The organism is Paenibacillus rhizolycopersici (assembly GCF_014947195.2).
Taxonomy (GTDB): domain Bacteria; phylum Bacillota; class Bacilli; order Paenibacillales; family Paenibacillaceae; genus Fontibacillus; species Fontibacillus rhizolycopersici.
In genome coordinates this window covers 54,481-80,382 of record NZ_JADCNN020000012.1, presented here as the reverse complement: position 1 = coordinate 80,382, position 25,902 = coordinate 54,481, and the positions used below count along the sequence as shown (strand labels likewise).

The 25,902-nt window shown below is 53.3% G+C and carries 26 protein-coding genes; 24 read left to right on the top strand and 2 right to left on the bottom strand.

Annotation, left to right across the window (positions count from 1 at the left end; genetic code table 11):
* Positions 1-48: 48 nt before the first annotated feature.
* The 23 genes from IM700_RS14315 to IM700_RS14205 all read left to right on the top strand — a co-directional run bounded on the left by IM700_RS14315 (position 49) and on the right by IM700_RS14205 (position 21,221).
* Positions 49-504: a hypothetical protein gene (locus IM700_RS14315; protein ID WP_193417741.1), complete on the top strand. Its 456-nt coding sequence runs from the start codon at positions 49-51 to the stop codon at positions 502-504.
* A 16-nt stretch (positions 505-520) separates the two neighbouring features.
* A complete protein-coding gene (locus tag IM700_RS14310) occupies positions 521-1,579 on the top strand; it encodes a phage tail sheath subtilisin-like domain-containing protein (RefSeq protein WP_193417743.1) in 1,059 nt (352 codons plus the stop codon).
* Positions 1,580-1,618: 39 nt separating this feature from the next.
* Positions 1,619-2,053, top strand: a complete 435-nt coding sequence (locus tag IM700_RS14305) for a phage tail tube protein (protein ID WP_059040798.1) — start codon at positions 1,619-1,621, stop codon at positions 2,051-2,053.
* A 112-nt stretch (positions 2,054-2,165) separates the two neighbouring features.
* A complete protein-coding gene (locus tag IM700_RS14300) occupies positions 2,166-2,564 on the top strand; it encodes a phage tail assembly chaperone (protein ID WP_193417745.1) in 399 nt (132 codons plus the stop codon).
* 23 nt (positions 2,565-2,587) lie between these two features.
* On the top strand, positions 2,588-2,752 hold the full coding sequence (locus IM700_RS14295; RefSeq protein WP_204801157.1) for a hypothetical protein: 165 nt from the start codon (positions 2,588-2,590) through the stop codon (positions 2,750-2,752).
* 25 nt (positions 2,753-2,777) lie between these two features.
* Complete coding sequence (locus IM700_RS14290) at positions 2,778-4,772, top strand: phage tail tape measure protein (protein ID WP_193417747.1); 1,995 nt, start codon at positions 2,778-2,780, stop codon at positions 4,770-4,772.
* Positions 4,772-5,431, top strand: a complete 660-nt coding sequence (locus tag IM700_RS14285) for a LysM peptidoglycan-binding domain-containing protein (RefSeq protein WP_193417749.1) — start codon at positions 4,772-4,774, stop codon at positions 5,429-5,431. The genes IM700_RS14290 and IM700_RS14285 overlap by 1 nt, the downstream gene beginning before the upstream one ends.
* Positions 5,428-6,438: an XkdQ/YqbQ family protein gene (locus tag IM700_RS14280; RefSeq protein ID WP_193417751.1), complete on the top strand. Its 1,011-nt coding sequence runs from the start codon at positions 5,428-5,430 to the stop codon at positions 6,436-6,438. Before IM700_RS14285 ends, IM700_RS14280 begins: the two co-directional genes overlap by 4 nt.
* Positions 6,438-6,890 carry a DUF2577 family protein gene (locus tag IM700_RS14275; protein ID WP_193417754.1) on the top strand — a complete coding sequence of 151 codons (453 nt, stop codon included), beginning with the start codon at positions 6,438-6,440 and terminating at the stop codon, positions 6,888-6,890. The genes IM700_RS14280 and IM700_RS14275 overlap by 1 nt, the downstream gene beginning before the upstream one ends.
* Positions 6,890-7,303 carry a DUF2634 domain-containing protein gene (locus tag IM700_RS14270; RefSeq protein WP_193417757.1) on the top strand — a complete coding sequence of 138 codons (414 nt, stop codon included), beginning with the start codon at positions 6,890-6,892 and terminating at the stop codon, positions 7,301-7,303. The genes IM700_RS14275 and IM700_RS14270 overlap by 1 nt, the downstream gene beginning before the upstream one ends.
* A 2-nt stretch (positions 7,304-7,305) precedes the next feature.
* The gene (locus tag IM700_RS14265; RefSeq protein ID WP_193417759.1) at positions 7,306-8,367 is read left to right on the top strand and encodes a baseplate J/gp47 family protein; all 1,062 of its coding nucleotides are present in this window, start codon (positions 7,306-7,308) and stop codon (positions 8,365-8,367) included.
* Positions 8,368-8,383: 16 nt separating this feature from the next.
* The gene (locus IM700_RS14260; RefSeq protein WP_193417761.1) at positions 8,384-8,980 is read left to right on the top strand and encodes a putative phage tail protein; all 597 of its coding nucleotides are present in this window, start codon (positions 8,384-8,386) and stop codon (positions 8,978-8,980) included.
* Between the two features lie 25 nt (positions 8,981-9,005).
* Positions 9,006-10,052: a discoidin domain-containing protein gene (locus tag IM700_RS14255; RefSeq protein WP_193417763.1), complete on the top strand. Its 1,047-nt coding sequence runs from the start codon at positions 9,006-9,008 to the stop codon at positions 10,050-10,052.
* Positions 10,045-10,485, top strand: coding sequence for a hypothetical protein (locus IM700_RS14250; protein ID WP_193417765.1), 441 nt, complete (start codon positions 10,045-10,047; stop codon positions 10,483-10,485). Before IM700_RS14255 ends, IM700_RS14250 begins: the two co-directional genes overlap by 8 nt.
* Complete coding sequence (locus IM700_RS14245; protein WP_193417767.1) at positions 10,475-10,690, top strand: hypothetical protein; 216 nt, start codon at positions 10,475-10,477, stop codon at positions 10,688-10,690. Before IM700_RS14250 ends, IM700_RS14245 begins: the two co-directional genes overlap by 11 nt.
* Before the next feature lie 182 nt (positions 10,691-10,872).
* On the top strand, positions 10,873-11,838 hold the full coding sequence (locus IM700_RS14240; RefSeq protein WP_193417768.1) for a glycoside hydrolase family 43 protein: 966 nt from the start codon (positions 10,873-10,875) through the stop codon (positions 11,836-11,838).
* Between the two features lie 287 nt (positions 11,839-12,125).
* A complete protein-coding gene (locus IM700_RS14235; protein WP_193417770.1) occupies positions 12,126-13,868 on the top strand; it encodes an extracellular solute-binding protein in 1,743 nt (580 codons plus the stop codon).
* Between the two features lie 113 nt (positions 13,869-13,981).
* Entirely contained in the window at positions 13,982-14,950 is a 969-nt protein-coding gene (locus tag IM700_RS14230) for an ABC transporter permease (RefSeq protein ID WP_193417772.1), read from the top strand.
* Positions 14,951-14,958: 8 nt separating this feature from the next.
* On the top strand, positions 14,959-15,897 hold the full coding sequence (locus IM700_RS14225) for a carbohydrate ABC transporter permease (RefSeq protein WP_418888787.1): 939 nt from the start codon (positions 14,959-14,961) through the stop codon (positions 15,895-15,897).
* 2 nt (positions 15,898-15,899) lie between these two features.
* The gene (locus IM700_RS14220; RefSeq protein WP_193417867.1) at positions 15,900-17,321 is read left to right on the top strand and encodes a family 43 glycosylhydrolase; all 1,422 of its coding nucleotides are present in this window, start codon (positions 15,900-15,902) and stop codon (positions 17,319-17,321) included.
* 91 nt (positions 17,322-17,412) lie between these two features.
* Complete coding sequence (locus IM700_RS14215; protein ID WP_193417774.1) at positions 17,413-18,351, top strand: ArsR/SmtB family transcription factor; 939 nt, start codon at positions 17,413-17,415, stop codon at positions 18,349-18,351.
* A gap of 234 nt (positions 18,352-18,585) precedes the next feature.
* Entirely contained in the window at positions 18,586-20,337 is a 1,752-nt protein-coding gene (locus IM700_RS14210; protein ID WP_193417776.1) for a glycoside hydrolase family 2 protein, read from the top strand.
* A 23-nt stretch (positions 20,338-20,360) separates the two neighbouring features.
* Entirely contained in the window at positions 20,361-21,221 is an 861-nt protein-coding gene (locus IM700_RS14205) for an MBL fold metallo-hydrolase (protein ID WP_193417778.1), read from the top strand.
* Between the two features lie 164 nt (positions 21,222-21,385).
* On the opposite strand, the gene IM700_RS14200 is transcribed toward IM700_RS14205, so the two are convergent.
* A complete protein-coding gene (locus IM700_RS14200; RefSeq protein ID WP_193417780.1) occupies positions 21,386-22,357 on the bottom strand; it encodes a helix-turn-helix transcriptional regulator in 972 nt (323 codons plus the stop codon).
* Between the two features lie 136 nt (positions 22,358-22,493).
* Here IM700_RS14200 and IM700_RS14195 point away from each other — a divergent pair, with 136 nt between their 5' ends.
* Positions 22,494-23,378 (top strand): SDR family oxidoreductase, encoded by an 885-nt coding sequence (locus IM700_RS14195; protein WP_193417781.1) that lies wholly within the window; start codon positions 22,494-22,496, stop codon positions 23,376-23,378.
* 64 nt (positions 23,379-23,442) lie between these two features.
* On the opposite strand, the gene IM700_RS14190 is transcribed toward IM700_RS14195, so the two are convergent.
* The gene (locus tag IM700_RS14190) at positions 23,443-25,785 is read right to left on the bottom strand and encodes a beta-galactosidase (protein ID WP_193417783.1); all 2,343 of its coding nucleotides are present in this window, start codon (positions 25,783-25,785) and stop codon (positions 23,443-23,445) included.
* Positions 25,786-25,902 lie beyond the last annotated feature (117 nt).

The following is a 25,902-nucleotide window of genomic DNA, read 5'->3' as shown; positions in this document are numbered from 1 at the left end:
TAATCTGGAAGCGGCAGAAGGGTTTCGGCCCAAGGGAGGGATCGTGACGTGCTATTGGCCGAGGAGGTCGGCGGTTTAACGGAGTTGATCACGAGAAGGTTCCCAGACTCCGCGGTTCATTGGTTCCAGGAGCCTGCCGAACCTGTAGCCGGGGAATTTGTAGTATTGCTGAAGCAGGAAGTCCGCAGAAGCGATTCGAGAAGCCATACGCTGCTCGAACGCCAATATGCGATCGGGTATTATGCGAGCACGGCGGAAACGGCGTTATATGAGATGGAGTCGCTCAGTCGATACGTGATGAACGAAAGTACGAATTCAGACGAAGGAGCAAGTGCCGGGACGAAACCGATCCGGGTGGACTCATTTACGATAACCTCCGCCGAATCGCTAGAGAATGGCTTGCGGAAATGCCAGGGTACGCTGCTGGTTCAATCGCGTGAACCCATTCGTTTCCGGTCGCAAGACAAAATCAAACATATGGAATTTCGCACGACAAACAACTGAAAGGTGGCATGAGGTCATGGGTGGAACATGGGATACAACCAGCTTGCCGGTACGGCCTGGCTTGTACATCAATTTCGTGGAGGCGGCCGCGGCACAAATCAAAGGGGGCGCCCGGGGAACGGTGGCATTGCCGTTGTTCCAGTATGAGGGAGCTGGCGCAGGCCAATTTTTTACAGTGGAAAAAGAATCCGAAGCAGCCCAATGGTTCGGCGATGCGTTTGTGGAACCGATTCGCCTAGCCCTCTTGGGAGGGGCGAAAGAGGTGCTCGTTTATACGGTGCCTGTATCGAGCGGCGGAGGGGATCCGGCCGCTGCCGATTTCACCGCGATTCGCGACGTATTTAGCACCCGGCATTTTAACGTATTTGTTTTTCCAGGCGAAGTTCCTGCCAGTGAGCAGAAGGCGACGCTGAAATGGTGCGCGGACAGCCGCGACGATGAAGGCAAACACTTCCTGACGGTGTTCGGCGGAAAAGCCGAAGACGATCTGGATCCTGCGAAAGGCAATCAACGCAGCGTGGACTTGGCAGACGATTATGCCGTGAATTTAATCAGCGGCGTCAATATCGAAGGAACGGTATACAGTTCTGCCCGTTACGCCCCTTATATTGCCGGATTAATCGCCGGGACCGGAATCAACAAATCGATTACGTATGCTCCGGTGTATGCCAACGACGTGGCCAAACGGCTGCGGAATACGGAGATCAACGCCGCCTTGCAGAAAGGGTCGCTTGTGCTGGTTCATGACGGTGAGAAGGTTAAGGTGGAACAAGGCTTGGTCACGAGCCGGAAGAAGGTTCGCGCCATGCGGGCGCGTCAAGCGATCTCCACCGATATAACGAAGGCGGCCGCCGATGCCTATATCGGTAAGCTGGATAACAACGCCGATGGGCAGGCTGCGCTGATCTCGGCCGTGAAGGCTTATTTGGAACGGCTGGAGCTAAACAACGTGCTGACGGATATCGCGGTAACTCTGGATCCGGACCGGCAATCGGAAGGCGACACCGTGTATTTGCTGATCGCCTTTACGGAGATCGACAGCATGGAGCGGATTTTCCTGACGATTAAGGTGTAGGAAGAAGAGGAATTCAATATCTCATTAGGAGGGGTATCAGTGCTGGATTCAACCCGAGTGATCAATGGAACTTTCGGATATGTGTATTACGATGGCCGCTGGTTGACCAACGTCAAATCGGCCGAAGCCAACGTGGAAATCACCAAGGAGGAAATTAAACGATCCGGTACGCGCTGGACGGCGCATAAAGTGACCGGACTCAGCGGATCTGGGACGATTACCGGATATAAAGTAACCTCCGAATTCGTCGAGCTCATCGGACAAATCGCCGATGACAAACAAGGTGCATTTACGACGGAGCTGATCTTGAAGCTGGAGGATCCGGAGTCCTACGGAGCTTACCGGGTCCGTCTGAAAGGGGTTACATTTGATAAAATCCCGCTGATGCACTTTGAAGTCGGCTCCATCGTGGAGGAAGAGCTGCCTTTTAATTTTACCGGCTACGAATTGTTGGATAAACTCGTCGCGGAATAACGGGCGAAGGGCAGGAAGGCGGGAACCCGGTAAATGCGAACCTGACTCCGGGTTCTCAGCTTACCTTCTCCGTTGCGAAGTGTACACCATTTATTAAGGGAGATGAAGATCGATGGCGATTACGGATAACCGACAAAACAATGTGCTTCAAGCTTTGCTTGGGGCGGACAGTAAACCGAAAAAGGACGTTCCGATGAAACGGCTGGGCGTGGATTTTCAAATTCAGGCACTGGACGGCAAAACGATTCATAGAATCCAGGAGCAGTGCACCCACTTCACCGGAAAAGGGCCCAAGCGGGAAAAAGTGCTCGACGATGAGCAGTTCGGTGCCCTGGTCATTCAGAAAGCGTGCCTGATCCCGGATTGGTCCGCCAAGGAGTTGGTTGAGAAATACGGGACGCCAACCGAGGCAATCCTCGGGTTGCTGCTGGCCGGTGAGATCGCCAAGCTGTCCGCAGAAATTTTGGAGATTAGCGGTTTTGACAGCGATGAAGATGAAATAAAAAACTGATCAAAGCGGGCGGAGAAGCCTTCTTGCTGCATCTGATCTTCCAACGCCATCACCTGCCGCCGGATGAGGTGTACAACAAAGATGAGAATGTGAAACGGTTTATGTACGCCTCGATGATGCTGCAATTGGAAGAGGAGGAGAAGGCGCGCAAGGAGCAGGAGAGAGCCGCCCGCAGGCTGAAGCCGTAAAGGCTGAACAGGGGAGGCGAGGAGGTTGAGCTCATCGGCAGGCGGGGGCATTCCCGACTTTTCGAAAGCAACGTTAAACGATTTGAATAAGCTCAACAAAATGATGAGCCAGCTGCAAAGAACGACATCCCAGCTTGAGCAGGTCAGCGGATTTGCCCGCATTGGGAAAGAGTTGGAAGCGACGCAGAGCACTAGTGCCAAAGTAGCCAAACAATTCGTTTCGCTGCAGCTGGCAACGGGTGCTACCGCTGGGGTCATGCGGAAGAAGCTGGCCGCGATGAAACCGGCCGTCGACAACTTTATGTTGGATTTGTCTTGGGCAGTTAAGGCCAAAGCAGAAAGTGTATCCAAAGGGGCGAAGGCGCTCGGCAAGCCTTTTGCCGGGATGTGGCAGAAGGTTCAGGACAAAAGGGCTGCGGCGGCCAAGAAGAAGGCGGACGATGCTCTGGCTGCGCAGCTCGGGTTCCTGGTTGGACCGAAAGCTCCACCGAAGTTAAAAGGAATCAAACGGCTGCAAAATATCGCAGGCAACACCGCGATTCAGAACCTGCCGGAAGACCGGAAGAAGATGCTCTCGTCCGCGGCTAGCACGGCAGGCAGCCTTCTCGGTCAACTGCAGGATCGGTCGCTTGCGGCAGCCAAGGAATTCAGCACGGCGGTTGGTACGCTGCGGGGGGCTTCGATGGCCGGCCCTGGCCAAATGAAAGGGATGGTCGGGTCGCTGCGAGAGCTAGGCGGGCAGGTGCCGCAAAATCTGAACGAGATCGCCAGCGTGATGGGGACGTTGAGCGGCAAAGCCAAACTTACGGGGACAACGTTGACCGCAATGTCCAAAACGGTGTTGGACGCCTCACGGTTAAGTGGAGCAAACAGCGCCGAAGCGGCCAACGCAGCCGCTTCGGTCATGAGCGTTTGGGGCAAGAAGGCCGGCGAAGGGACCTTGATGATGGATCAGTTCTTCGCTGCGAGCCGCGTCAGCGGTGCAGGGATGGGCGATTTGCTCAAAAATATGGGTTCGCTCGGCCTGCCTTTACAGCAGATGGGGCTTAGTTTCGAACAGTCAATGGCCTTAATGGCCAAGTGGCAGTCCGCTGGATTAACCCCGATTCAGGATGCGCTCCGGAAGGATGTGAAGGGCGAAGGCCTTGCTGCTATTACCGCTAAGATCAAAGCGGCGGGAACTGAGTCGGAGGCTGCGGCTTTGGCTGCTCAGTACTTTGGTCACAGCGTCAGCGGCGATCTGGTGGCCGCCCTGAAGAACGGGCAGGTTGAATTCGGCGGTGTGGTTGCGGCGATGAGTACGGCCGGTAATGCGATTCGGAACCAAGCCGGCGAGGTCCAAACCTTCGGGGATAAATGGGATATGCTCCAGAACCGGATTACGGTTGCTTTGGCGCCGTTAGGGGAAGCGATGTTGCCCCTCGGCGAAGCCCTGGCCTCCATCGTTGAAGTGTTAACCCGGGACGGGGATATCGTGCTAGCTACGATCGGCTCTATAGCCGCGTTGCTGCTTGGCGTCTTTGCACCGGCCTTATGGGCTTCTGCGGTAGCGGGATGGGCGGCCGTTGCGCCGTTTCTTCCAATAATCGCTGCGGTCCTGTTGGTGGGGGTGGCCGTCGCGGGGTTGGCATACGTGTTCAAGTACCACATGGATTGGATCGTGGAGCAGGTTAACAAAGTGAAGGATAAAATCAGCTCCTTCCTTAGCGTCTTCGATATGTTCAGCGGTGACGAGAATGGGGGAGCCGGCGGAAATACAGCGACATCGAACGGCGGTCCGCCGACGAGCCGTTATCACGGCATGTCTTATGTGCCGTACGACGGAATGATGGCCCGGCTGCACAAGGGTGAGCGCATTATGACAGCCGCCGAGAACCGGGAATTCTCAAACGGAGCGAGCGGGGGAGCCGCCATATCGATTACGGGCAATACGTTTCATGTCCGCCAGGAATCCGATATCGATGCGATCGCTAGAGCGCTGGCCCGCGAAATCAAAGCGGCGGGAGGATTGATGGCGTAATGGCATCGCTGGAATTTTGGCTGAAGACGATCGATGAGAAGGAGTGGCTATGGCTGCCGGTGAATCCGGAGCAAGTGTCGGTCAAAAGCTCGCACGGCTACGAGGATATCCAGGTTACGCAGCTGGGAGAATACACGGTCATCGGGGAAGCGGTCCTGAAGGAATACTCGTTTGCTTCCTTTTTTCCGCGCGACTACCACCCCGGATATTGCGAATACGAGTCCTTGCCTGATCCTTGGGCCACCGTGGAGAAAATCGAGGGATGGATGAGAAGCCGGCGTCCGGTCCGCCTCGACATTACGGGAACCAAGCTCAAAGGCTTGGTGACCATCCGCTCCTTCCAGTACAGCGAACGCGCGGGGAACCCGGGCGACGTTTTTTTCGAACTGGAGTTGAAGGAGTACAAGGAAGTGCAGTTCCGTCAGGTGGAGACGTCCGGGTCAGGGAAAGCGATGGTGATTACGGGTGAATATCGCCCCGACACAAAGACGCCTCCGGCCTCCTATGTTGTTATCCCTGGGGATACGTTGTGGAAAATCGCGCAGCGGACGCTTGGCAACGGCGATCGTTGGAGGGAAGTTTACGCGGCGAACAAAGCCGTGATCGGTAAAGATCCGAACCGGATCGTTCCCGGCCAGAAGCTGGTGATCCCGTCATGAGCTGGAGCGTGACCTACAAGGATCAGGAGCAAGACGTCTTATTGGATCCAATCGTCAAATCCGTGAATTGGTCCGGCGATATCAAACAGGCCGCTCGCAAGCTGGTGGTCGAATCGTCCAATACCGGAGATCTTCGCGAACTGTACATGAAGCTCCAGAAAGGCGGGGAACTGCGTCTTCTCCTTGATGATCAAGAGCTGTTTCGCGGCGTCCTGTTTGCCGATGAGATCGACTCCAAAGGCCAGATGTCCCTAACGGCTTACGACGAAAACATCTACCTGACCAAGAGCAAGGATACGAAAATCTTTCGCGGACAAACGGCCTCTGCGGTGGTGAAGCGATTGTGCAACGAGTTCTCCATCCCGATGGGGGAAGTTCAGGACACGGGTTATGTCATCCCGAAGCTGGTTTTACGCGACAAGACGCTGTTTGAAATGATGGTGACAGCCTTGACCGAATCCGAAAAGCAAAACGGTCAGCGATTCTGGATCACGTCGAGGGAAGGGAAGCTGCAGGTATTGGCACGCAAGGAACAGAAGGGGAAGTGGGTGCTGGAAAACGGAGTTAATCTGCTGGGAGCCAGTTACTCGCAATCCATGGAAGAAACGCGCACCCAAATCAAAGTCATCGGTGAGGACGGGAAAAAGAAGGAGCTGTCTGCCAGCGCCAAGGATTCGGAACTCATCCGGAAGTTTGGCGTCATGCAGCATTTGGAGAAACCGGATCAAGCGATGACCTCTTCGCAGATGGAGCAGCGAGCCAAGCAACTGCTTAAGGATTTGGCGACCATCGAGGATCAAGCCCGCATCGATTGCTTGGGGATCTCCGACGTGGTTTCCGGATCGTGCGTGTACGTCAAGGAATCCGTAACGGGCATTCTCGGGGGCTATTACGTTTCGGCCGACGAACATCGCTTCGAGCATGGCAAACACACGATGTCGTTAACCTTGTCGGCAACGGACGATATTCCCAAATTAGAATACAAGGAAGAGAAGGGGGCGGGTTAATGGAACGCATCGAAGGCTCGGGGGCGAGCCAGCTTGTGCAATTAATCCGAGCCATCGGCTACAATTCGGACATTACCTTGGAATTGGCGACGGTGACGGCGCCGCCGCCTGAGCTGAAGATTAAGGTGGATCATATGAACGTGGAGCTGGAGAAGGATGATCTGATCGTGGCCCAATCATTAACGAGCTATAAGCGGAAGGTGAACGTGAAGAGCGAAGGGAAGACGGAGGTCTCGTCCACATCCATCACTCAGGCATCCGTGTTGGTCGTATCAAGCGGGAGTGGTGAGATCACAAAATTCACTTCCTTTGGCATGTCCTCCGCAAATTTGACAGTACAAGAAGCCGAGCTCCAATTCACGGATGAACTGAAGAAGGATGATCGCGTGATCGTGGCCGGCATTCATCAAGGGCAAACCTATCTTATTTTGGATCGGGCGGTGATGTACTGATGGCGTTGTCTCCGTTACAAAGAAGGGAGGAGCGTTATGAGGAAGCTAAGCCGACAACGCTCCCTTCCCGGACCTACGCTCTCGATTTTGAAACGGGCCAGGTGATCGAACGGATCATTGACGGAACGGAAGCCGTTCGCCAGTTTATTCGCAAGGCGATTCAAACGGCGCGTTACCGATATTTGATCTACAACAGCCAGTACGGCTGCGAAATCGAAAGCCTGCTGGGCCAGGACATTTCCCAGCAGTTGCTTAAAAGCGAAATCACGAGGGTCATCACCGAAGCGCTGCGGGAAGACGATCGCGTCGCCTCAGTGGACCAATTTCAAATCGTTAGGGAGAACGATAAGCTGTTCGTGACCTTTACGGTTCATACAACAGAAGGGGCCGTTCAACAGGAGGTGAGGATATAAACGTGTTTGAACATCAGACGAAAGAAGCGATTTTGCAGCGGATGCGGGATGCTTCGCCGAAGGAAATCGATACCCGGCAAGGATCCATCACCTTCGATTTGCTGTCCCCTGCGGCCATTGAATTGGCGCATGCCTATATCGAGCTGGACCAGGTATTGAAATTCGGCTTTGTCGGCCCGGATCAGCCTTCCGAGTATTTGGATCTCCGGGCCGGAGAGCTTGGACTAACCCGGCGTCCGAGTGTGAAGGCGGAAGGGAAGCTAGAGTTTTCCGGTGATGATGATACGATCATCCCGGAAGGAACCGCCGTGTCGACGGATGAAGAGGAGGCGGTCGTTTTTGTTACGGCCGAACCTGGGATCATCAAGCAAAAGAAGGCGACGGTAAAAGCCGCGGCTGCCGCTGGCGGGAATAGGGGCAACGTGGATAAGGGCCGAATCAAGCTGGTGCTGGGGAATTTGTCCGGTATCGTAACGGTGACCAACCCGGAAGAATTCGTAAACGGTGCGGAGACGGAATCGGATGAATCGCTGCTGGTTCGTTATTTCGACCGGGTACGCCGGCCGGCCACCAGCGGCAATGCCTGGCATTACCGCCAATGGGCGCTGGAAGTGCGCGGGGTGGGCGACGTTAAGGTGTTCCCTGTATGGAACGGCGGCGGAACCGTGAAGTTGTGCGTGTTGTCGGAGGATAAAATCGCCCCTAATCCGGCCATTGTGCAGGATGTAAGGGAGGCAGTGGATGCTCGGCGGCCGGTAGGAGCTTCAGTCACCGTAGTTCCAGCCCAAGAAGTGAAAATCAATGTGACGGCGAATGTGACGTTGGCTTCAGGGGCGGTATTGGCGAACGTCAACGCGTTGTTCAGCGAGAAATTAAAAGCGTTTCTGGCCGACTTGGCCTTCCAAAGCCAGGTTGTCCCTTATAACCGGATATTTGGTCTGCTTCTCGATATCGAAGTCGTTACGGACTTCAAGAACCTAACCATTAATGGGGCGGCCAATCAGAACTTGAATATCGGCGATGAGCAGGTTGCCGTGGCCGGGACGGTGAATTTTGTTGTCTAGTCCAAGCAAAGCCGTCATGGCACGTAATATCCAAAATGAGATGATGGATGATTTACCTGATTACTATATGCCGAAGGAAACCGGCGGAAAGTTGGGCATCGTCGGTAATTTGATCACGCGCGAAGCCCGAGAGTTGATTGATCTCAATGCCGAGATTCGGGAGGTGTTGGATCAGTTCTTTATCGATCGGGCGACTTGGGGGTTATCCGCTTGGGAAGCCATCTGCGGCATTCCAAGCAACGAAGACAAACCTCTGGAGCAGCGGCGTTCGGTGATCAAGTCGAAGATTCGGGGAGCCGGAACCGTAACGCTGGCCGTGATCAAAGAGGTGGCGGATTCGTTTGAGAACGGGGAAATCCAGGTACAAGAAAATTTCAACCATTACGAAGTGGTGATCACGTTTATCGGTAAACGCGGGGTTCCACCAAATTTGCCGGATATGCAAAACGCGTTGCGTGAGATCGTTCCAGCCCATCTCCAATTGGTGTTCCAATTTACCTATTTGCGTTGGGAGGAGCTGGATTCCGCTGACTTAACCTGGGAGAAGCTCGATGCGCTTGATATGTCTTGGGACGAGTTGGAAGTATGGAAGCCGGGCGCAAAACGATCATGAGGTTACCTAAGAAAGGAGAGTACTTATGCCAAAACTGCCTAGCGGTTTAACTACATTTGAGCCGTCCGATACGGTCAGGAGAACGGCTCAGAACGAAAATATCGAAGCGATCGATGCTTTATTTCGTGCGACGGGAGGCCATCGACATACCGGGAAAGCCGGCGATGCGCCGCAAATCGGCACCGAAGGGATCGCTGTCGGGGCGGTGACGTCGGATCGGATCGCTTTATCCGCCGTAACCGGGGATCGGGTCGCGCGGGAAACGCTATGCCGTAGGCATTTAAAATCCGGGCGACTCAGCGGCAACGTAGCGAAATACAAAAAGGTGACCGTGACCGCGGGTTCGGTCAGCGGCAGTCCGACAACGCCATACTATCAATACGGAGATCATTATTGGGCTTTATTCTCGGCTTATTCAACCTTTCCGCAATCGATGACAGTGGAGCTTGGGGCCGAATTTTCGGAAATCGAAGGAATCTGTTTCGACAATAACTGGGGCACTCCTCCCAAAAGCTTCTATGTCGAAATCAGCAGCGACAAAACGACATGGAGAAGAGCCTATGCCTATACCCGGCCTGCTGCCGAAGCATTGCCTAGATACCATCCGTTTGATCAGTTGTTCGGCGGCTCGTATGTGCGGCTAACGGTTACGGAACCGGATGAAACATCAGGGAACTCGTTTGTTTCGGGATTTGGCGTGTTAAGCCGAGGGGCTCAGGAAAGCAGTCCGGATTTCCGGATCTATCAAGGATTATTGCAATTTCATAATGGATCGGAGTGGAAAGGCGTGGGGATCAAAAATGTTCAGCGAGGTTCGGCAAGCATTGCTTATTTTTCCCCGAACGGAACGGGATCCACAGTGAGAGAGGTGACGATCTCCGCGGTCAACCCGCAGAAGACGTTCGTTAACATCACCACGTCCGGGTTGTCTCATTGGTTCCAAACTTCTCCTATGATGGACGGTTCGGTTTGCGCAAGGTTGATCGATAACAACAAATTACGATTTAACTTCTATGAGGGATTTTACGAGGCCTATGCGGAGATTTCCTGGGAGGTGATTGAGTTTGCCTAATTACTATGCGCAGATTGATGAAGACGGCCGGGTGTACGCGGTGAGCGAATTGGCCGGGGAAGTCGAAGCGCCGAACCTGATCCCGGTCAGTGAGCAGCAGTACCGGAGTGGAAACCTGCTGTTTACGCGGTACGCCGAAGGCAGCTTCACGGGGAATTTTGCCCGCATGGAGGCGGATAAGACGCAAATTCAAGGGAACGGCGAAGATACGGTAACGGTGAAAATCACCGTCGTCGATTGGCAGGGACAGGTGCAGAAGGAGTTTAACGGGGAGGTGGCCGTTGAACTAAACGGGATACGGCAATCCGTGAAGGCGGCGAAAGGTGTTGCGGAGGTCACGATCAGCAGCGACGAACCCGGGGCTTATGCCTTAAAAACAGTGGATCTCGACCGCAACGGTGACATAAAGGTGGTGGTCGTAGATGGCAACTAAGAAGCCGGCCGCCAAGGTGCATTTTCATATTCCAGCCGATCCGCTACGCGTGAAGGTGGAGGAGCTCCAGCATAAATCCACTTATCGCAAGCAACAAAACCTCAAATCAACCGAGGTCACCCTGGACACTTTGTACGAAATGCTAAACGATGTCCTGGAACAGCAGGCGCTGCTGCTAACGGCAATCCAGCGGTCCCAAAAGTAAAATGAAGCCATCTGCCCCTGAGGGGGGCAGATGGTTTTTCTGTCTTCGCAAGATGAACTAGAAATGAAAACGTTGACAATCTCCTAAGATGGGATTATGGTGATGAAAACAAAATAAAATGTTTGTAATAAAGCAAATATTTATTAGTCTTTCAGACGTAGTTCGAACTTAGGAGGGATAACATGGAGCAAAAAACATTTTCAAACCCGATTTTGTCAAACGGTGCCGACCCCTGGATCGTTCGGGATCCCGATGGAAGTTACTATATGTCGGTCACTTTAGGAGACCGCATCGCCCTATGGCACAGCCAAACGCTGAGCGGACTCGGTCAGGTTCAACCGAAGACGGTATGGGTTCCTGAGCCGGACGGATCTTGTTCCCGCAACCTATGGGCGCCGGAACTGCACCGCATCGATGGACGCTGGTACATCTACTATACAGCTAACGACGGCGGTGGGGACGACACAAGACGCATCTGCGTGCTTGAACTTACGGGTGATGATCCGATAAACGGTGAGTGGCGTTTTAAAGGTGCGGTAAACACGGAAGTTCCGGGCCTCGACGGAACCGTGCTCCAACATCAGGGGGAACTGTATTTCTTTTATTCCGGATACGGCCGTTTCCCCGATTACGGTTCGGCGATCTACGCCGCACGGATGATCAATCCGTGGACCTTAGCAGGTCCCAATGTGCTGATCACGGCTCCAACAGCGTCGTGGGAGAAGCAAGGCGGAATGGCGATTAACGAAGGGCCCGTCTTTTTGCGGCGCAACGGGTGGATTTTTCTCGTCTTTTCGGCGAGTGCGACGTGGTCGGACGATTACTGCCTTGGGATGACGAGGATTCCGGAATCCGCAGACCTGCTTGACGCAAAGTCTTGGATCAAAGAGGAGGGACCCGTCTTCGCTAAGCATCCATCTGCCGGAGTCTACGCGCCGGGACACAACAGTTTTACCGTATCCCCGGACGGATCCGAGGATTGGATTGTTTATCACGCTTATGATTATTCCGAGGCGAGCCAACAACGTTCAGCGGGTACTCCCCGTAGTACAAGAATCCAAAGCTTTGGCTGGAAAGCCAACGGGATGCCGGATTTCGGGATACCGAGCGGCGTTGGCGTCCCCATTTCCCGGCCTGCTGGCGAATGAAACACGCCAATATCGTTACAACTTTTTTGGAACTAATATTATGTATTGAGATATGAGATGATTTCTTTAAATAAATCGATAACTATCCGTATGAAAGCGTTGACATTGAATCGTTCGGGGATTATAATCAACGCAAAGATACAAAATTATTGTAATAAAACAATAATATTACTTCATGGTGATCGATGTAGTTGTGGAGGGGTTCGAGTTCATGTGAAAGGGGCGATGAGAAGAAGCGGTGGTCGCGGGGGTTCGTTGAGTTCGAGATTAATATATGGGAGGATCCTATGAATAACAAATCGAAACGTATTATTGGTTTTCTTTTCGTTCTTATTCTAGCTATCTCTATGGTTACAGCGTGCAGCGGGGGCGGTTCAAACAAAGCTTCCGAGAACAATAACGCCGAGAATGTCTCTGAGGAACAACCAAACAACGAAACGTCGTTTACGGACATCAGTCAGGACATCCGGGGGAATACGGCACCTACTCAGGATCAAATCAATGAGATCAATACGACGCTGAACGATACCTATCTGGGCGACATCTTTGATGAGAAAATTCCGAACGACTACTCCGCTTATCCTTTCAAAGGGGATGTCACGCTGGATGTATGGATGCCTGCCAACCGCAACATCCCGGATATGAACAACCACGCCATTCAGAAGCAAGTGGAGAAATTGACGGGGATTAAAGTCAACTTCATCACTCCGCCGGTAGGACAGGAGGCGGATGCGTTTACCTTGATGATCTCTTCCGGCGACTTGCCGGACATCATCATCGAGCCTGGTCGGTATCCGGGAGGCTTCGAGGCGGGCGTCAATGATGGAGCCTATTTGGATCTTACCGACCTAATGGAGAAGAACGCACCGAACTATAGCGCTTGGCGCAATTCTGACGAGACAAGAAGAAAAACGACGGTCACGGATAGCGGGAAACTGCTTGGTTTCTATGGCATTGCTCCTTATTCGGAATGGATGTGGTTCGGCATGCTGATCAAGCAGGAAGCGCTGGATAAAACGGGGCTTCCGGTACCTGAAACGATTGATGAATGGCACGCCTTCCTGACTAAAGCCAAGGAAGTGGGTTACAGCGAGCCGTTGAACTATGGATCCAACTACGGTCAGATCTTTACCGGGATTCTGAACGGCGCTTATGGCGTGTGGGATTGGACCTTCTTGGACAGCAACGGCAAGGTAGCCTGGGGTCCGGCTCAACCTAAAGCGAAAGAATATTTGGCGATGATGCAGCAATGGAACAAAGAAGGGCTGCTGAACAAAGACTGGGCGACGGCCGACTTCAACCAAAGAATGTCCAGCGCCATTTCGGGCAAGACCGCCGTCATGATGGATTCACCCGATACGATGTGGAGTTATTGGAAAGAACAGAACAATATCGACTTCGTTGGGGCGCTGAACCCGGTACTGAACAAAGGGGATAAAGCCGGAACGACGTACAAGAACTTCAAACGGACGGGGACTGAAGCCGCGATTACGACCCAAGCCGAAAACGTGGAAGCCGCGATGGCTTGGCTGGATTTCGCCTATACGAAGAAGGGCTGGGAGATCTATAACTACGGCGAATACGGCACGGTTCATCTCATTGACGAGAGCGGGAAGCCATATTACCCGGAAAACAGCTATATGTACAACGACCCGGATGGCCAACCGGTCGCGGTTGCTCTGGATAAATATCGCAGACATGTCTGGCCGGACATTCGCGATGAGCATAACTCCAACCCGCTGATCGTAGCCAAAGGCAGCTACTCCGGGGAGATCCGGAAAGATTGGACTGAGAATATGGATACGAGCGCGGCCATGCCTCCGATTTCGTTTACGAAAGAAGAGGCCTCACGGGAAGCGGAACTGGGTAACCAATTGTCCACTCTACGAGGTGAATATTTCGCCAAAATCATCAAAGGTGAGCTTGCGGTGGATGCTTACGACAAATTCCTGGACGAAGCCAAAAAGATGGGGCTGGACGAATTCCTGAGCATTCATCAGGCCGCATTGGACCGTTATAACAACAGATAATTGCCGCACAGCCTGAAAGACGTGAAAGATAACGAGGGTGACCGAGCTTAAGTGAGCTTGGGCCCCTCGTTATTGTTTCAGAGAATTCGGAAAGAAGAGTAGGTGATTCGTTCATGGAGATCGTCCGTAAATCAAGAAAAATCGCTCCCGCCGGGGCTCCGAAGCTCAATAACACGAGAAAGACGATCAAAAAGGATCTGAGGAAGAACTGGTTCGTCTACGTGCTGGCCATTCCGGTAGTCGCTTGGTTCCTTGTTTTCTGTTACGGTCCGATGTGGGGCGTTCTCATTGCCTTTAAGGATTATAAGCCGCTGCTTGGATTTGCCGAAAGCGACTGGGTCGGTTTCAAGCATTTCATTGATTTCTTTCAGGGGCCTTACTTTTGGAGGGTCATCAAAAATACGCTTCTCCTTAATGTGTGGGGAATCGTGTTTGGGTTTACGGCCCCGATCATTTTGGCGCTGATGCTTAATGAAATCCGCGACGGAAAATTCAAGAAATCCGTACAAACGATCACGTATATGCCGCACTTTATTTCCTTGGTGGTCGTTTGCGGGATTATTCATATCTTCACGGCAGATGAAGGTGTCGTGACGCAAGCTCTGCAGTGGATTACGGGTAAGGATTACACTTCGCTTCTCGGGTACTCGTCCTTCTTTAGGCCGATTTACACGTTCTCCGGCATCTGGCAGAACATCGGCTGGGACAGCATCATTTATCTGGCCGCGATGAGTTCGATCGATCCTGCCTTGTACGAGGCGGCAGAGATCGACGGGATCGGTAGAATCAAAAAGATGTGGTACATTACGCTGCCGCAAATCACTCCGATTATCGTCATCCTGTTTATTTTTGCAATTGGCGGGCTGATGGCTTCCGGATACGAGAAAATTATTTTGCTCTACAACCCTCTCACTTACGATACCGCGGACGTGATTGCCTCATACGTCTATCGCAGGGGCTTGCGAGAGGCCAGTCTCAGCTTTTCTACCGCAGTCGGCTTGTTTAGTGCCATAATCAACTTTGCGCTGCTGTGGGCGACGAACCGAATCGCCAGACGCACTTCGGAGGTGAGCTTATGGTAGAGAAGGGGATGGCCTTGTCCGGTCGAAAAAAGCTGAAGTCCCGGCATTGGAAGCCGAGAACGACCGGGGATCGCGTCTTTGACGCGATGAACTATACCTTACTGACGGCCATAACGTTGATTTGTTTCTATCCATTACTTCATATATTGCTTGCCTCCGTCAGCAACCCAACGGCGCTTATGGCGCATAGCGGAATCTTATTAAAGCCGCTCGGATTCACGCTGGATGGGTATAAGCTTGTTTTTAAAGATAACAGCCTGCTGGTCGGATACAAAAATACGATCATTTACGTAGGTCTAGGAACGCTGGTCAACATGGTCATGACGATTATGGGCGCCTTCGTCTTATCGAGAAAAGACCTCTATTTCAAAAATTTCATCATGATTCTGATTACGATTACGATGTTTTTTGGCGGCGGGTTAATTCCCTGGTTTCTATTAATGAAAGATATCCATTTGTATAACAATCTGTGGGCAATGATATTACCGACGGCGCTAAGCACTTGGAATATCATCATTTTAAGAACGAGCTTCCAAGCGCTGCCTGCTGAGCTGGAGGAAGCGGCAACCATCGACGGCGCGAGCCAGGCGGCCATTTTGATTCGCGTGATTCTGCCGCTGTCCAAGGCTACTTTAGCGGTTATTTTCCTGTACTATTTGGTGGGGAACTGGAACTCCTGGTTTAATGCGATGGTGCTGTTGAAGGATCGGGAGTTGTTCCCGTTGCAATTATTAATGAAGGAAATTTTAGTCGCCAACGACTCCACGGCAACAACGATCGGCAGCGCGGGCGGCGTTGTCATCGATAGTGCCCAAAGCTCGACCGCTTTCCGTGAACTGGTGAAATACTGTGCGATCGTCGTATCCACGGTGCCGATCCTGGTCGTGTATCCTTTCTTGCAGAAATATTTTGTCAAAGGCGTCTACGTCGGGTCGATTAAAGGATGAGCATGAGGATGGAAAAAGGAAGATTCGGAAAAGCGCTGTTGCCTGCCATTTGTTTATTTCTCATTTCACAGGTAGGGTGTACGGTTTCCGGCACCGGTGGTGCGAAACAGGGCGATTTCAATAATGTCTTGATGCAGGACGGGGCAGACCCATGGGTTTATAAGCATACAGACGGTTATTATTACTTCACGAAAACGACCGGCAGCGATGTCACGGTTTGGAAAAGCGCCAGCTTGACCGGCGTGGACGCGGCTCCTCGGAGGGTGATCCCGACGGGCGGCCACGGCATCTGGGCTCCCGAGCTTCATTATATTGAGGGAGCTTGGTATATCTACTACGCGATGGATGACGGGGATAACGTGAACCATCGCATGTACGTGATGGAGAATCCCTCCCCTGACCCTACCCAAGGCGTTTGGAAACAAAAAGGGCAAATCACCGACTCGACCAACCGATGGGCGATCGACGGCACGGTGTTGCAGTTGGATGGACAGCTATATCTCATATGGTCCGGTTGGGAAGGAGACGTCAATGTCAGTCAAAATCTATACATCGCCCATATGAGCAACCCCTGGACGATCGATTCCGAACGTGTTGAAATCGCTCGTCCGACCTACGCTTGGGAAACAAACCATTCCCCACGGGTAAATGAAGGTCCGCAAGTGGCGGTTCGGAACGGAACCCTTAATCTTGTCTATTCGGCGAGCGGAAGCTGGACGAACGATTATTGTTTAGGGTTGATCACGGCTGAGGTTGGCAGTGATTTGCTGAATCCAGACTCATGGCACAAGAGGGATGAGCCGATTTTCGTCTCCGGCAATGGGCTGTACGGCCCGGGTCACCATTCCTTCACCACGTCGCCTGACGGTACGGAGGATTGGATCGTTTATCATGTAGCCAAATATAAGGATGCCGGCTGGAATCGGGAAGTGCGGGCGCAGTCTTTTACCTGGAATGAGGATAACACGCCGAATCTCGGCGTTCCCGTTGATCCGAACGTTCCGTTGACCTTGCCTTCCGGCGAGGTGGATCGTACTCGCTATGAAGGTGAGACGGGGATGTTTGGAGCTGGCGTGTCCGCGCTGACGAGCCCTTCGAGCTCCGGCGGGAAAGCCGTGGGGCGGTTCGAGTCGGAGGATGGCTATGCCGAGTACTCTGTTCAAGCAACGGCGGGAGAATATATCCTGTTGGCAAGAACGGCCAACGGGAGCGCTGCCGGAGAAGTATCTTACGTAGAATTAACCGTCAATTCGGAATCGCCCGTCACGCTTGCCGTCCTGCCGAAAGGCTGGGAAAATTGGGGGTTGTCTACCGCGAGAATTCAGCTGAAGGACGGGGTGAACAAACTGCGGTTCACCAAGGATCGAGGGGAGTTTGAGCTGGACTCCTTCGACATTATGCCGTTGATGGTTCCGAAACAATGATAAAATTTATGAATATTGATTTATTACAGCTTTTTGTAGTAAAGTCAAGAAAGTAAGATCATTTATTGGGAATACGGATACGGAGGTTCCTATGCTGGAAGTCGGTATACACGAACCGGATAAGCTGGTTCAGGTGGCTCACGCTCTTTCCACGCGTTCCCGCGTGGACATTCTTCGCTTGCTCAACACGCGGAGCATGAATATCATTGAACTTGCCGAGACGTTAGAGCTGCCTGTGTCAACGGTAGCGAATAACGTCAAGGTGCTTGAAGCGGCCAAGCTGATCAATACGGAATTGCTTCCAGCTGTACGCGGAGCGATGAAGGTGTGCAGCCGAAATTATGATGATATTCTCATCTCCTTGAATACGAGCATCCGGACGTCGAAAGACGGGATGAAGTTTTATGAGGTCGAAATGCCGATTGGTCATTACAGCGATTGCGAGGTTCATCCAACATGCGGCATGGCGTCCAGCGAAGGGATGTTGGTTCGGGAAGATGAACCGGCCAGCTTCTACCACCCGAAGCATGTAGCGGCGCAGATTTTGTGGTTTCGCAAAGGGTATGTGGAGTACCAATTTCCGCTGGAGGTTCCGCAAAATGCACGAATACAATCGCTGGAACTGTCGATGGAAATGTGCTCGGAAGCGCCGAACTACGACAATGACTGGCCTTCGGATATCTCCGTTTGGATCAATGGCGTCGAGATCGGCATGTGGACGAGTCCAGGCGACTTTGGGGATCGGCGGGGCACATTAAATCCGTCATGGTGGGAAGACTGGACGACCCAATACGGCTTGTTGAAAACATGGCGAGTGGACCACGAGCGTACGACATTGGACATGCAAAAGATCTCCGATGTCGCTATTCATGATTTACAGCTCAATCAACGGCCGAGTTTGCGGGTGCGAATCGGCGTCAAGCCAGATGCGATCCATAAAGGCGGCGTTAATCTATTTGGGAAGCAGTTCGGCGATTACGATCAGGATTTAGTTCTTCAGGTCGCTTACACCCTTAATGATGAAACGTAAATCCATTTCCTGATATCATTCAAACCATCGTTTCTTTCTGGAACGATGGTTTTTTATGTTTGCCGGACAATTAGTTACAAAAATACGGTAAAATAAAAATGCCTAATTTTACTGACAAAATACGTTGTAAGCGTTGACAAGAGTGAGTTTCGGGGATATATTTAGCTTAAATAATACAAGAAATATGTATTAAAACAAAAATTAATAAATATAGTTAGAGGGAGTGGGAAAATAATGAATCCAAATTTGCGCAATGAATACCCCCGTCCTCAGTTTATCCGCGACACATGGATGAGCTTAAACGGAGAATGGGAGTTTGATTTTGACGATCAAGGAATCGGTGAGCGGGAAGCCTGGTACGAGGGGCATGATTATAGCCGAAAAATCAACGTTCCGTTCTGTTATCAGAGCAAGCTTAGCGGCATCGGCGATCCAGCCGTACATGACCAGGTTTGGTACCGGAGAACGTTTGCCGTCCCGGAGGCTTACAAGGCCGGGCGCCTGTTGCTGCATTTTGGAGCCGTTGATTACGAGGCCAAAGTTTGGGTGAACGGCCAGTTGGTGGCGCTGCATGAAGGCGGACATACGCCGTTTACGGCCGACATCACCGATGTGCTCACCGAAGGGGAGAATATCCTTGTCGTGAAGGCGACGGACTACAGCCGCGATGTTTCTCTTCCGCGAGGCAAGCAATACTGGGAGGACCAGTCGGCGAGCATCTTCTATACGCGGACAACCGGGATCTGGCAAAGCGTGTGGCTCGAGCCGGTTCCGGAGACGCGAATTGAGCGGATTCGGCTGATCCCCGATATCGACAAGAACGACATCGGTCTCGAGGTATTCTTGTCGGGTTACAGCGCGCTGGTCAAGCTGAGTATGAAAGCCGTCATCACTTTTAACGGGGAATTCGTTGCCGAGGATTGCTTCTCCTTGAGTCACGAGTCGGGACGACGGGATATTCACTTGGACGATTTTAATGACCATGGCCTCGGGCGTTGGTGGACGCCGGAACGGCCGAATTTATACGATTTGGAACTCACACTGCTGGTTGACGGAACGGCGGTGGATACGGTTCAAAGTTACTTCGGAATGCGCAAAATTTCCGTGGAAGCGGGCAAACTGCACTTAAATAATCGTTCTTATTATATGAAGCTGGTGCTGGATCAAGGATATTTTCCGGACGGCCTGCTTACCGCGCCAAGCGACGATGATTTACGCAAGGATGTGGAGCTGGTGAAGGAAATGGGGCTCAACGGGGTCCGAAAGCACCAAAAAATCGAAGATCCCCGTTATCTATACTGGGCCGACAAGCTGGGGCTGCTGGTATGGGGGGAGATGGCCAATGCCTACCGATTTACAGAACCCTATGTTGCCCGGGTAACGCGCGAGTGGATGCAGGCCGTCGAGCGGGATTTCAACCATCCCTGCATCGTGGCTTGGGTTCCCCTTAATGAGAGCTGGGGCGTGACTAACATCCTGATCGATAAGCAGCAGCAAAACCACGCATTATCGCTGTACCACCTGACCAAATCGCTGGATCCGACCCGGCCGGTCATTTCCAATGACGGATGGGAACTGGTCGCCACTGATCTCGTGACGATCCACGATTATGAATGGCGCAAGGAGGTACTTGCCGAGCGGTATGCTGACGTCGAGACGGCTTTGGCCGCGCAGCCCGGTAACCGGATGATCCTGGTCCCCGGATTTCCTTACGAGGGGCAGCCGATTCTGGTCACGGAGTTCGGCGGGATTTCCTTTAAGGTAAATGAATGGGAAGGTTGGGGGTACTCGGGAGCGGCAAATGAGGAGGATTTTGCGCTGCGGCTGCAGAATGTTATCGTACCGATGCTGCAATCTCCGGTGGTTCAAGGCTTTTGCTATACCCAGTTTACGGACGTAGAGCAGGAAATCAACGGCCTGCTGACCTACGACCGCAAGCCAAAGCTGCCGCTCGAAACCATTCGTTCGATTGTAGCGGGATCCTAAAGATCAAGGAGTAGCTTAACGAAATGATGGAACAGAAGCGAAAAGGAGCCGCATTGATCCGCGAGATTGCCCGGACTGAACCCCCTCACGGAGTTTTGGCCATTTGGTATCTCGGTCAGGAGAGCGTGATCGTAAAAGGGGACGGGATCACCATTTATGTAGATCCCTATTTCTCGGGCGATCTGGATGACGGCGATTGGCGGCGCACATTTCCCGCACCGATAACGCCGGAAGAGATTCAAGGCGTTGATCTTTGCTTGATTACGCATGAACATGATGATCATATGGATGCCAAGACGTTGCCTTGGCTGCATCGGAGTAGCCCGAAAGCGCCGATTGTAGCTCCGGCGTGCTGTAAGCCGGCATTGCTGGAGATGGGCATTTCCGCCCCCGGGCTCTTGACCGCGGACGACCGACAGCCGATGGAGCTGTTTTCCAAGCTGCGATTGACGCCGATTGCAGCGGCGCACGAGCAATTGGAACGGGATACGGACGGCGGCCCCCGGTATGTCGGGTACGTCCTGGAGTTAAACGGCGTGACGCTCTTCCATGCGGGGGATACGCTGGTTTATCCTGAATTGATCGAGCGTGTCGGCGCCCTGAAGCCGGACATCGCCCTGCTGCCGATCAACGGGCGGGACTACTTCCGACGGCAGCGCGGGATCGTCGGCAATATGGATTACCGGGAGGCGGCACATTTCGCCCGGGAAATCGGGGCGGACACGGTCATCCCGCTTCATTACGACCTGTTTGCGGTGAATGCGGAGAAACCGGGGCACTTCGTAGATTATATGTATGAGCAGTTTCCCGAGCAGAAATGTCATGTCATGGCCCGGGGCGAGCGATTCGTATACGTTACGCCGCGCGCATTCCTACAGCCGTAAACGTTTGAAATGAAATAGCCGACCAGGAGTTTTAGAGTTTTCATCCTGGCGGCTGTTTTATTTTAGCAGGTTGATATGCTGGGGCTCTGGATGGCCGCTTTACACCATTACGGATAATCATGTAAAGCTTCCGGACAGCGAGCGTTGACCTAACGCCCCTCATGTCAACCGTCAGCGTACCTTTCATACAAGGCGACAATCGCCTGGGCCTCGGCCCTCACTCGCTCTCGCAGTTCCGGCGGGTCCAGCACCTCGATGTCCGGGCCGCCTGCCAGGACCACGCCGCAAGCCCAGTCCAGCGTCTGGAAATCGACTTCCGTCTGCAACCAACCTTGATCGTCTGGCCCTTCTGTATGGTTCACCTTGATAAATCGTTCTCTGCGCAGTCGGTTCAGCCCGGACTCGGTCGTCCGTACCCGGGCGAGATATCGGGGCAGCTCCGATTTGAAGCGAGTGGTCGATTGCTCCCAGTACGCTGCGAGATCAAATCCGTCCGGGCGAATGAACGTTTCCTCGAGGATGCGGGCTTCCTCCAGCCGGGAGATGCGGAATGTCCGAAGCTCGCCGTCCGGGTCCTGTTCGGCTGCCAAGTACCATACGTTTCGCTTGGCGATGAGCCCCAAGGGGAGCACGATACGCTGGACGACGTCCTCCTCTTTGCGGTAGCGAATCTGCAGCTTCCGCTGGGTCCATACCGCCTCCTGCACGGCGGACAACCAGGGGAAAGCCTCCTTCGAGGCGTGCCAACCGGCCCCATCGATATGGATGCGTTCGCGGATGAGCTCGGCATCCTGTCGAATCGGTGCGGGGGCAGCAGCCAGCAGCTTTTGGTAAGCGGCCTGAAAATCCCCCTGAATCCCGAGATCCTTCAACAGTTCGTTATGGTTCGTCAACAGCAGAGAGATGATTTCCTCCGGCCGCATGCCGGTCAGGTTCGTTCGGTAACTTTCCGCTAGCACCCAGCCGCCGCGGGAGCCACGCTCTGCGTAGACGGGGATGCCCGCCGCGCTCAAGGCCTCGATGTCCCGGGCGATTGTCCGCTCCGATACCTCCAGGCGCTCCGCTAGCTGGCGAGAGCTCATCTTTCCACGGTTCTGGAGTAGCAGCAGTAGATTTATCAAGCGATCCGCGCGCATGAAACTTCCTCCTTTGGCTGTAACATGGAATTTGGAATGATTATATCACAGATATAGGACAATAGATGTCATATATACTTTGTTATCCTACAAAGGCACGTGTGAATTTCAAGCTGGAAAGGGAGCGAATGTGACCATGGACAAGAAACCATTAGAAGGAAAAGTGGCCGTTGTTGCCGGGGCAACGCGAGGAGCAGGCCGAGGGATTGCGGTTATGTTGGGAGCGGCCGGAGCGACCGTTTATTGCACTGGACGGAGCGTGCGGGGAGCGGCATCAGACATCGGTCGGACGGAGACCATCGACGAAACGGCGGATATGGTGACCGCACGTGGCGGCGTCGGGATTGCCGTACGCACGGACCATACGTCGCCGGAGCAGGTTAAGGCTTTGTTCGAGCGAGTGGAGAAGGAGCAGGACGGACGCTTAGATCTTCTGGTCAACGATATTTGGGGCGGCGAAAGCCTCACCCATTGGAACACGCCGTTCTGGGAGCAGCCGCTGGCCGACGGGTTGTTGATGCAGGAGCGGGCCGTCCGAACCCATCTCATTACGAGCTACTACGGGGTGCCGATGATGATCAAGCGGAAGGAAGGGCTGGTCATCGAAATCACCGACGGCTCAACCTACAATTATCGTGGCAACGTGTACTACAGTTTGGCAAAAATCTCACCCATCCACCTAGCCGCTGCCATGGCCGAGGAATTGAAGCCGCATAACGTGACCGCATTGGCGGTGACCCCCGGATTTCTGCGCTCAGAGCAGATGCTGGATTACTTTGGCGTCCAGGAAGCCAACTGGCGGGACGCCATTGAGAAAGAACCGCTATACGCCGAATCCGAAACCCCTTATTTCGTCGGGCAAGCGGTGGCTGCTCTAGCCGGAGATCCGAACGTGCGCGACAAAGCCGGTCGAGCGCTGACCAGCTGGGACCTGTCCGATGAATACGGATTCAGCGACATCGACGGACGGAAGCCGCATTGGGGCAATTTTGCACGCGAGCGGGGATTACCGGTGAACTGAGGACACACGAAATGCGCGGGTGCAAGAGAGATTTCTCCTGCACCCGCGCTTGTTGTGTTTCACACTACTCGCCCCGCGGCCAGAGACGTGCGGAATAATGGGGGATGATCTGGATATCGTGGATTTTAGCAATTTCGATCCCTTCGAACCGTTCCACATAGGCTTGATTCACGAAGCTGTGCACTATGCCTTGGCGCAGCGGCGTAACCGAAAGCTGCAGCGGATGGTTCTCCAACTCGTGACGGGCCTGCTTCAGTCCAATCTCCCAAGGTTGTCCGTAATGGATATGATCCGTCAGCATCCGGTCACCGAGGTAGGCGGCCGCCACGTCGCCGTCGTAATCCACCTTCAGCCATACGTCAGCAACGTCGTCCGGCCATTCGGCGGGAATCTCCAGCAGCACTGATCGGTCCGACAGGGAGGTGAGCTTCATCTCAGGCCGATAAGCCGGGAACTCCAAGGTGTACGACCGGAACAGCCCTTCTTCACTCTCGGTTTCCTGCAACTCCCCCGTGCTGCTCCATAATCCGGCTGATGGGTCAGGAGTGGGAAAAAGGGATAAGGTCACGTTGTTATGTCCTGGGGAGGTGCAAATTAGCTGCCCATCCTTCATCGCCAGATGGCTCGTGCTGAGGACGAGCGTATCTTGGCCCCACAGCCCGTCGAACCGATAAGTTTGCAACGCTTCTTCTCGGGTTAAGGTCACTAGTCGTACCGCTCTGCCCTCTGCCATCTTAACGAGGATTTGGTGCTGTTGACCGGGCGTTGGGCGAACCATCCAATGGGCGTCATCTTCACTTACAACGCCGCTGCCGTTGCCGGCTTCGACTGAAGATACTGAGGTTTTGCGAAGCACAATCTCGGGTTCCATCCCGTCATGGGCATAGAACACCAGCACCGTTTCGTTCCCTGCTTCAAGCCGGGTCAGCAGCTGCGCGGTTGCGCTCGCAATGAACAATCCATCCAGCTTCAGGTTGAACGGCAGGATGACGCCAAGTCCGCTCCGAAGTGTGAGCTCGCCGGTATGAGGGAACAACGCCTTCCCCTGAGGCGTATCCAATTCAATTCGCAGCCGGCGATCCGGCAGCTCGACATGATCCTGGAAATTGTTCAGGAACACAAATCCAGAGCCGTCCTTTTGCCGAACGCACCAACGAACGCGCTCGGTATCCTCAGGGGTGACTTGCTCTTGACCATCGGGCAGCAGGGTGCCCATCGGAGCTAACCATCGTCCGAAGGATTGCAGAAACAGCGAGATCGCACGGATACGATCATACGATTCGCCAACCCGACCGAACTCGCCTAAAGGCGATTGATAATCGTAGGTGATTTTCGGTAAACCGGATTCGTTCAGGAACGTCTTTTGACCCACGGGATTAGAGCCGCCATGGTACATGTAATACCCCAGCAAATTGCTGCCGCTTGCCAGCTTCACCAGTGTCATCGCTTCGACGCTGTCAGCCGGCACGTAAGGCCGGGCCTTGTAGCTGACCTGCATACCGCCTGCCATTTCGCAATAGGCCACCGGGTACTCCATGCTGTCGTAATTCACTGGCTCGGCGGGTGTAACATGCAGATCCTGGAACAGATACTCCCGGCTCGGCGGTTGGTTTGGGATCCACGGCGTATAGGCGTACCCGGCGAGCATCGGTAACGTGCCCTCCTCTGGGACCGCTGCCCCGCCCCAAGCGGTTGCAGTGAAGAATAACGGACGGATTCCCACATCCACCGCAATCCGGCGTAATTCCGCCAAATGCTCGTTGCCTCCGGTTCCTGCGGTGACGTATTTGTCGCCGCTGTATCCCCAAGCGTCTAACGGCGCGCCGGCGTGCATATACTCGTTCTCCAACTGCACGGCGATCACCGGGCCGCCTTCCTGATAATAGGTGCCTTGAACTTGCCGTGAAATTTCGCGGTACAAACGTCTGGAAAGCGTTAAATATCGTTCATCATTGGAACGAACCTCCAACGGATAGCGGAATACCCAATCAGGGATGCCGCCATTACGGACTTCGCCGTGGCAGAACGGTCCGATCCGTAAAATCAGCGGCAGCTCATGTTTGGCGCAGAGGTCAATGAAATGCCGCAAATTGCGGTTACCGCTCCAATCGAACACGCCTTCTTCTTCCTCGTGGTAATTCCAGAAAACGTAGGTTGCGACGAGATGAACGCCGCCGGCTTTCATTTTCAGCAACTCTTCCTCCCAATGCAAATAAGAGAAACGGGAAAAATGAAACTCCCCGACGACGGGAATAAAAGGCTCTCCGTTGCGGGTCATATAGAAGTTCGTAAATCCAAACGATTCTCCTTTGGGGTTGCTTCCCGCCTGCAGGGCAAGCTTGCCGGGACGGATTGTTTTGTTGGCTTGTCCGATATCGAGTTTTAAGACCGTGTTTGCGTTTTTCATTGGGAAAACTGCCTCCTGAAGGATATAAGATCCGATGGATCATGTTGTATCTGGAAGTGGGCGTCCACATCGGTTATATTCATTTTAGATGTTTATCGCCGGATGAAGGAAGAGAGG

Excerpts from the sequence above, each read along its gene's own strand:
- IM700_RS14235 (WP_193417770.1), top strand. The coding sequence starts at position 12,126 with ATGAATAACAAATCGAAACGTATTATTGGTTTTCTTTTCGTTCTTATT.
- IM700_RS14210 (WP_193417776.1), top strand. The coding sequence starts at position 18,586 with ATGAATCCAAATTTGCGCAATGAATACCCCCGTCCTCAGTTTATCCGC.
- IM700_RS14300 (WP_193417745.1), top strand. The coding sequence starts at position 2,166 with ATGGCGATTACGGATAACCGACAAAACAATGTGCTTCAAGCTTTGCTT.
- IM700_RS14310 (WP_193417743.1), top strand. The coding sequence starts at position 521 with ATGGGTGGAACATGGGATACAACCAGCTTGCCGGTACGGCCTGGCTTG.
- IM700_RS14280 (WP_193417751.1), top strand. The coding sequence starts at position 5,428 with ATGAGCTGGAGCGTGACCTACAAGGATCAGGAGCAAGACGTCTTATTG.
- IM700_RS14200 (WP_193417780.1), bottom strand. The coding sequence starts at position 22,357 with ATGCGCGCGGATCGCTTGATAAATCTACTGCTGCTACTCCAGAACCGT.
- IM700_RS14205 (WP_193417778.1), top strand. The coding sequence starts at position 20,361 with ATGATGGAACAGAAGCGAAAAGGAGCCGCATTGATCCGCGAGATTGCC.
- IM700_RS14225 (WP_418888787.1), top strand. The coding sequence starts at position 14,959 with ATGGCCTTGTCCGGTCGAAAAAAGCTGAAGTCCCGGCATTGGAAGCCG.
- IM700_RS14240 (WP_193417768.1), top strand. The coding sequence starts at position 10,873 with ATGGAGCAAAAAACATTTTCAAACCCGATTTTGTCAAACGGTGCCGAC.
- IM700_RS14245 (WP_193417767.1), top strand. The coding sequence starts at position 10,475 with ATGGCAACTAAGAAGCCGGCCGCCAAGGTGCATTTTCATATTCCAGCC.
- IM700_RS14220 (WP_193417867.1), top strand. The coding sequence starts at position 15,900 with ATGAGGATGGAAAAAGGAAGATTCGGAAAAGCGCTGTTGCCTGCCATT.
- IM700_RS14215 (WP_193417774.1), top strand. The coding sequence starts at position 17,413 with ATGCTGGAAGTCGGTATACACGAACCGGATAAGCTGGTTCAGGTGGCT.
- IM700_RS14270 (WP_193417757.1), top strand. The coding sequence starts at position 6,890 with ATGGCGTTGTCTCCGTTACAAAGAAGGGAGGAGCGTTATGAGGAAGCT.
- IM700_RS14285 (WP_193417749.1), top strand. The coding sequence starts at position 4,772 with ATGGCATCGCTGGAATTTTGGCTGAAGACGATCGATGAGAAGGAGTGG.
- IM700_RS14230 (WP_193417772.1), top strand. The coding sequence starts at position 13,982 with ATGGAGATCGTCCGTAAATCAAGAAAAATCGCTCCCGCCGGGGCTCCG.
- IM700_RS14260 (WP_193417761.1), top strand. The coding sequence starts at position 8,384 with ATGGCACGTAATATCCAAAATGAGATGATGGATGATTTACCTGATTAC.
- IM700_RS14255 (WP_193417763.1), top strand. The coding sequence starts at position 9,006 with ATGCCAAAACTGCCTAGCGGTTTAACTACATTTGAGCCGTCCGATACG.
- IM700_RS14275 (WP_193417754.1), top strand. The coding sequence starts at position 6,438 with ATGGAACGCATCGAAGGCTCGGGGGCGAGCCAGCTTGTGCAATTAATC.
- IM700_RS14195 (WP_193417781.1), top strand. The coding sequence starts at position 22,494 with ATGGACAAGAAACCATTAGAAGGAAAAGTGGCCGTTGTTGCCGGGGCA.
- IM700_RS14190 (WP_193417783.1), bottom strand. The coding sequence starts at position 25,785 with ATGAAAAACGCAAACACGGTCTTAAAACTCGATATCGGACAAGCCAAC.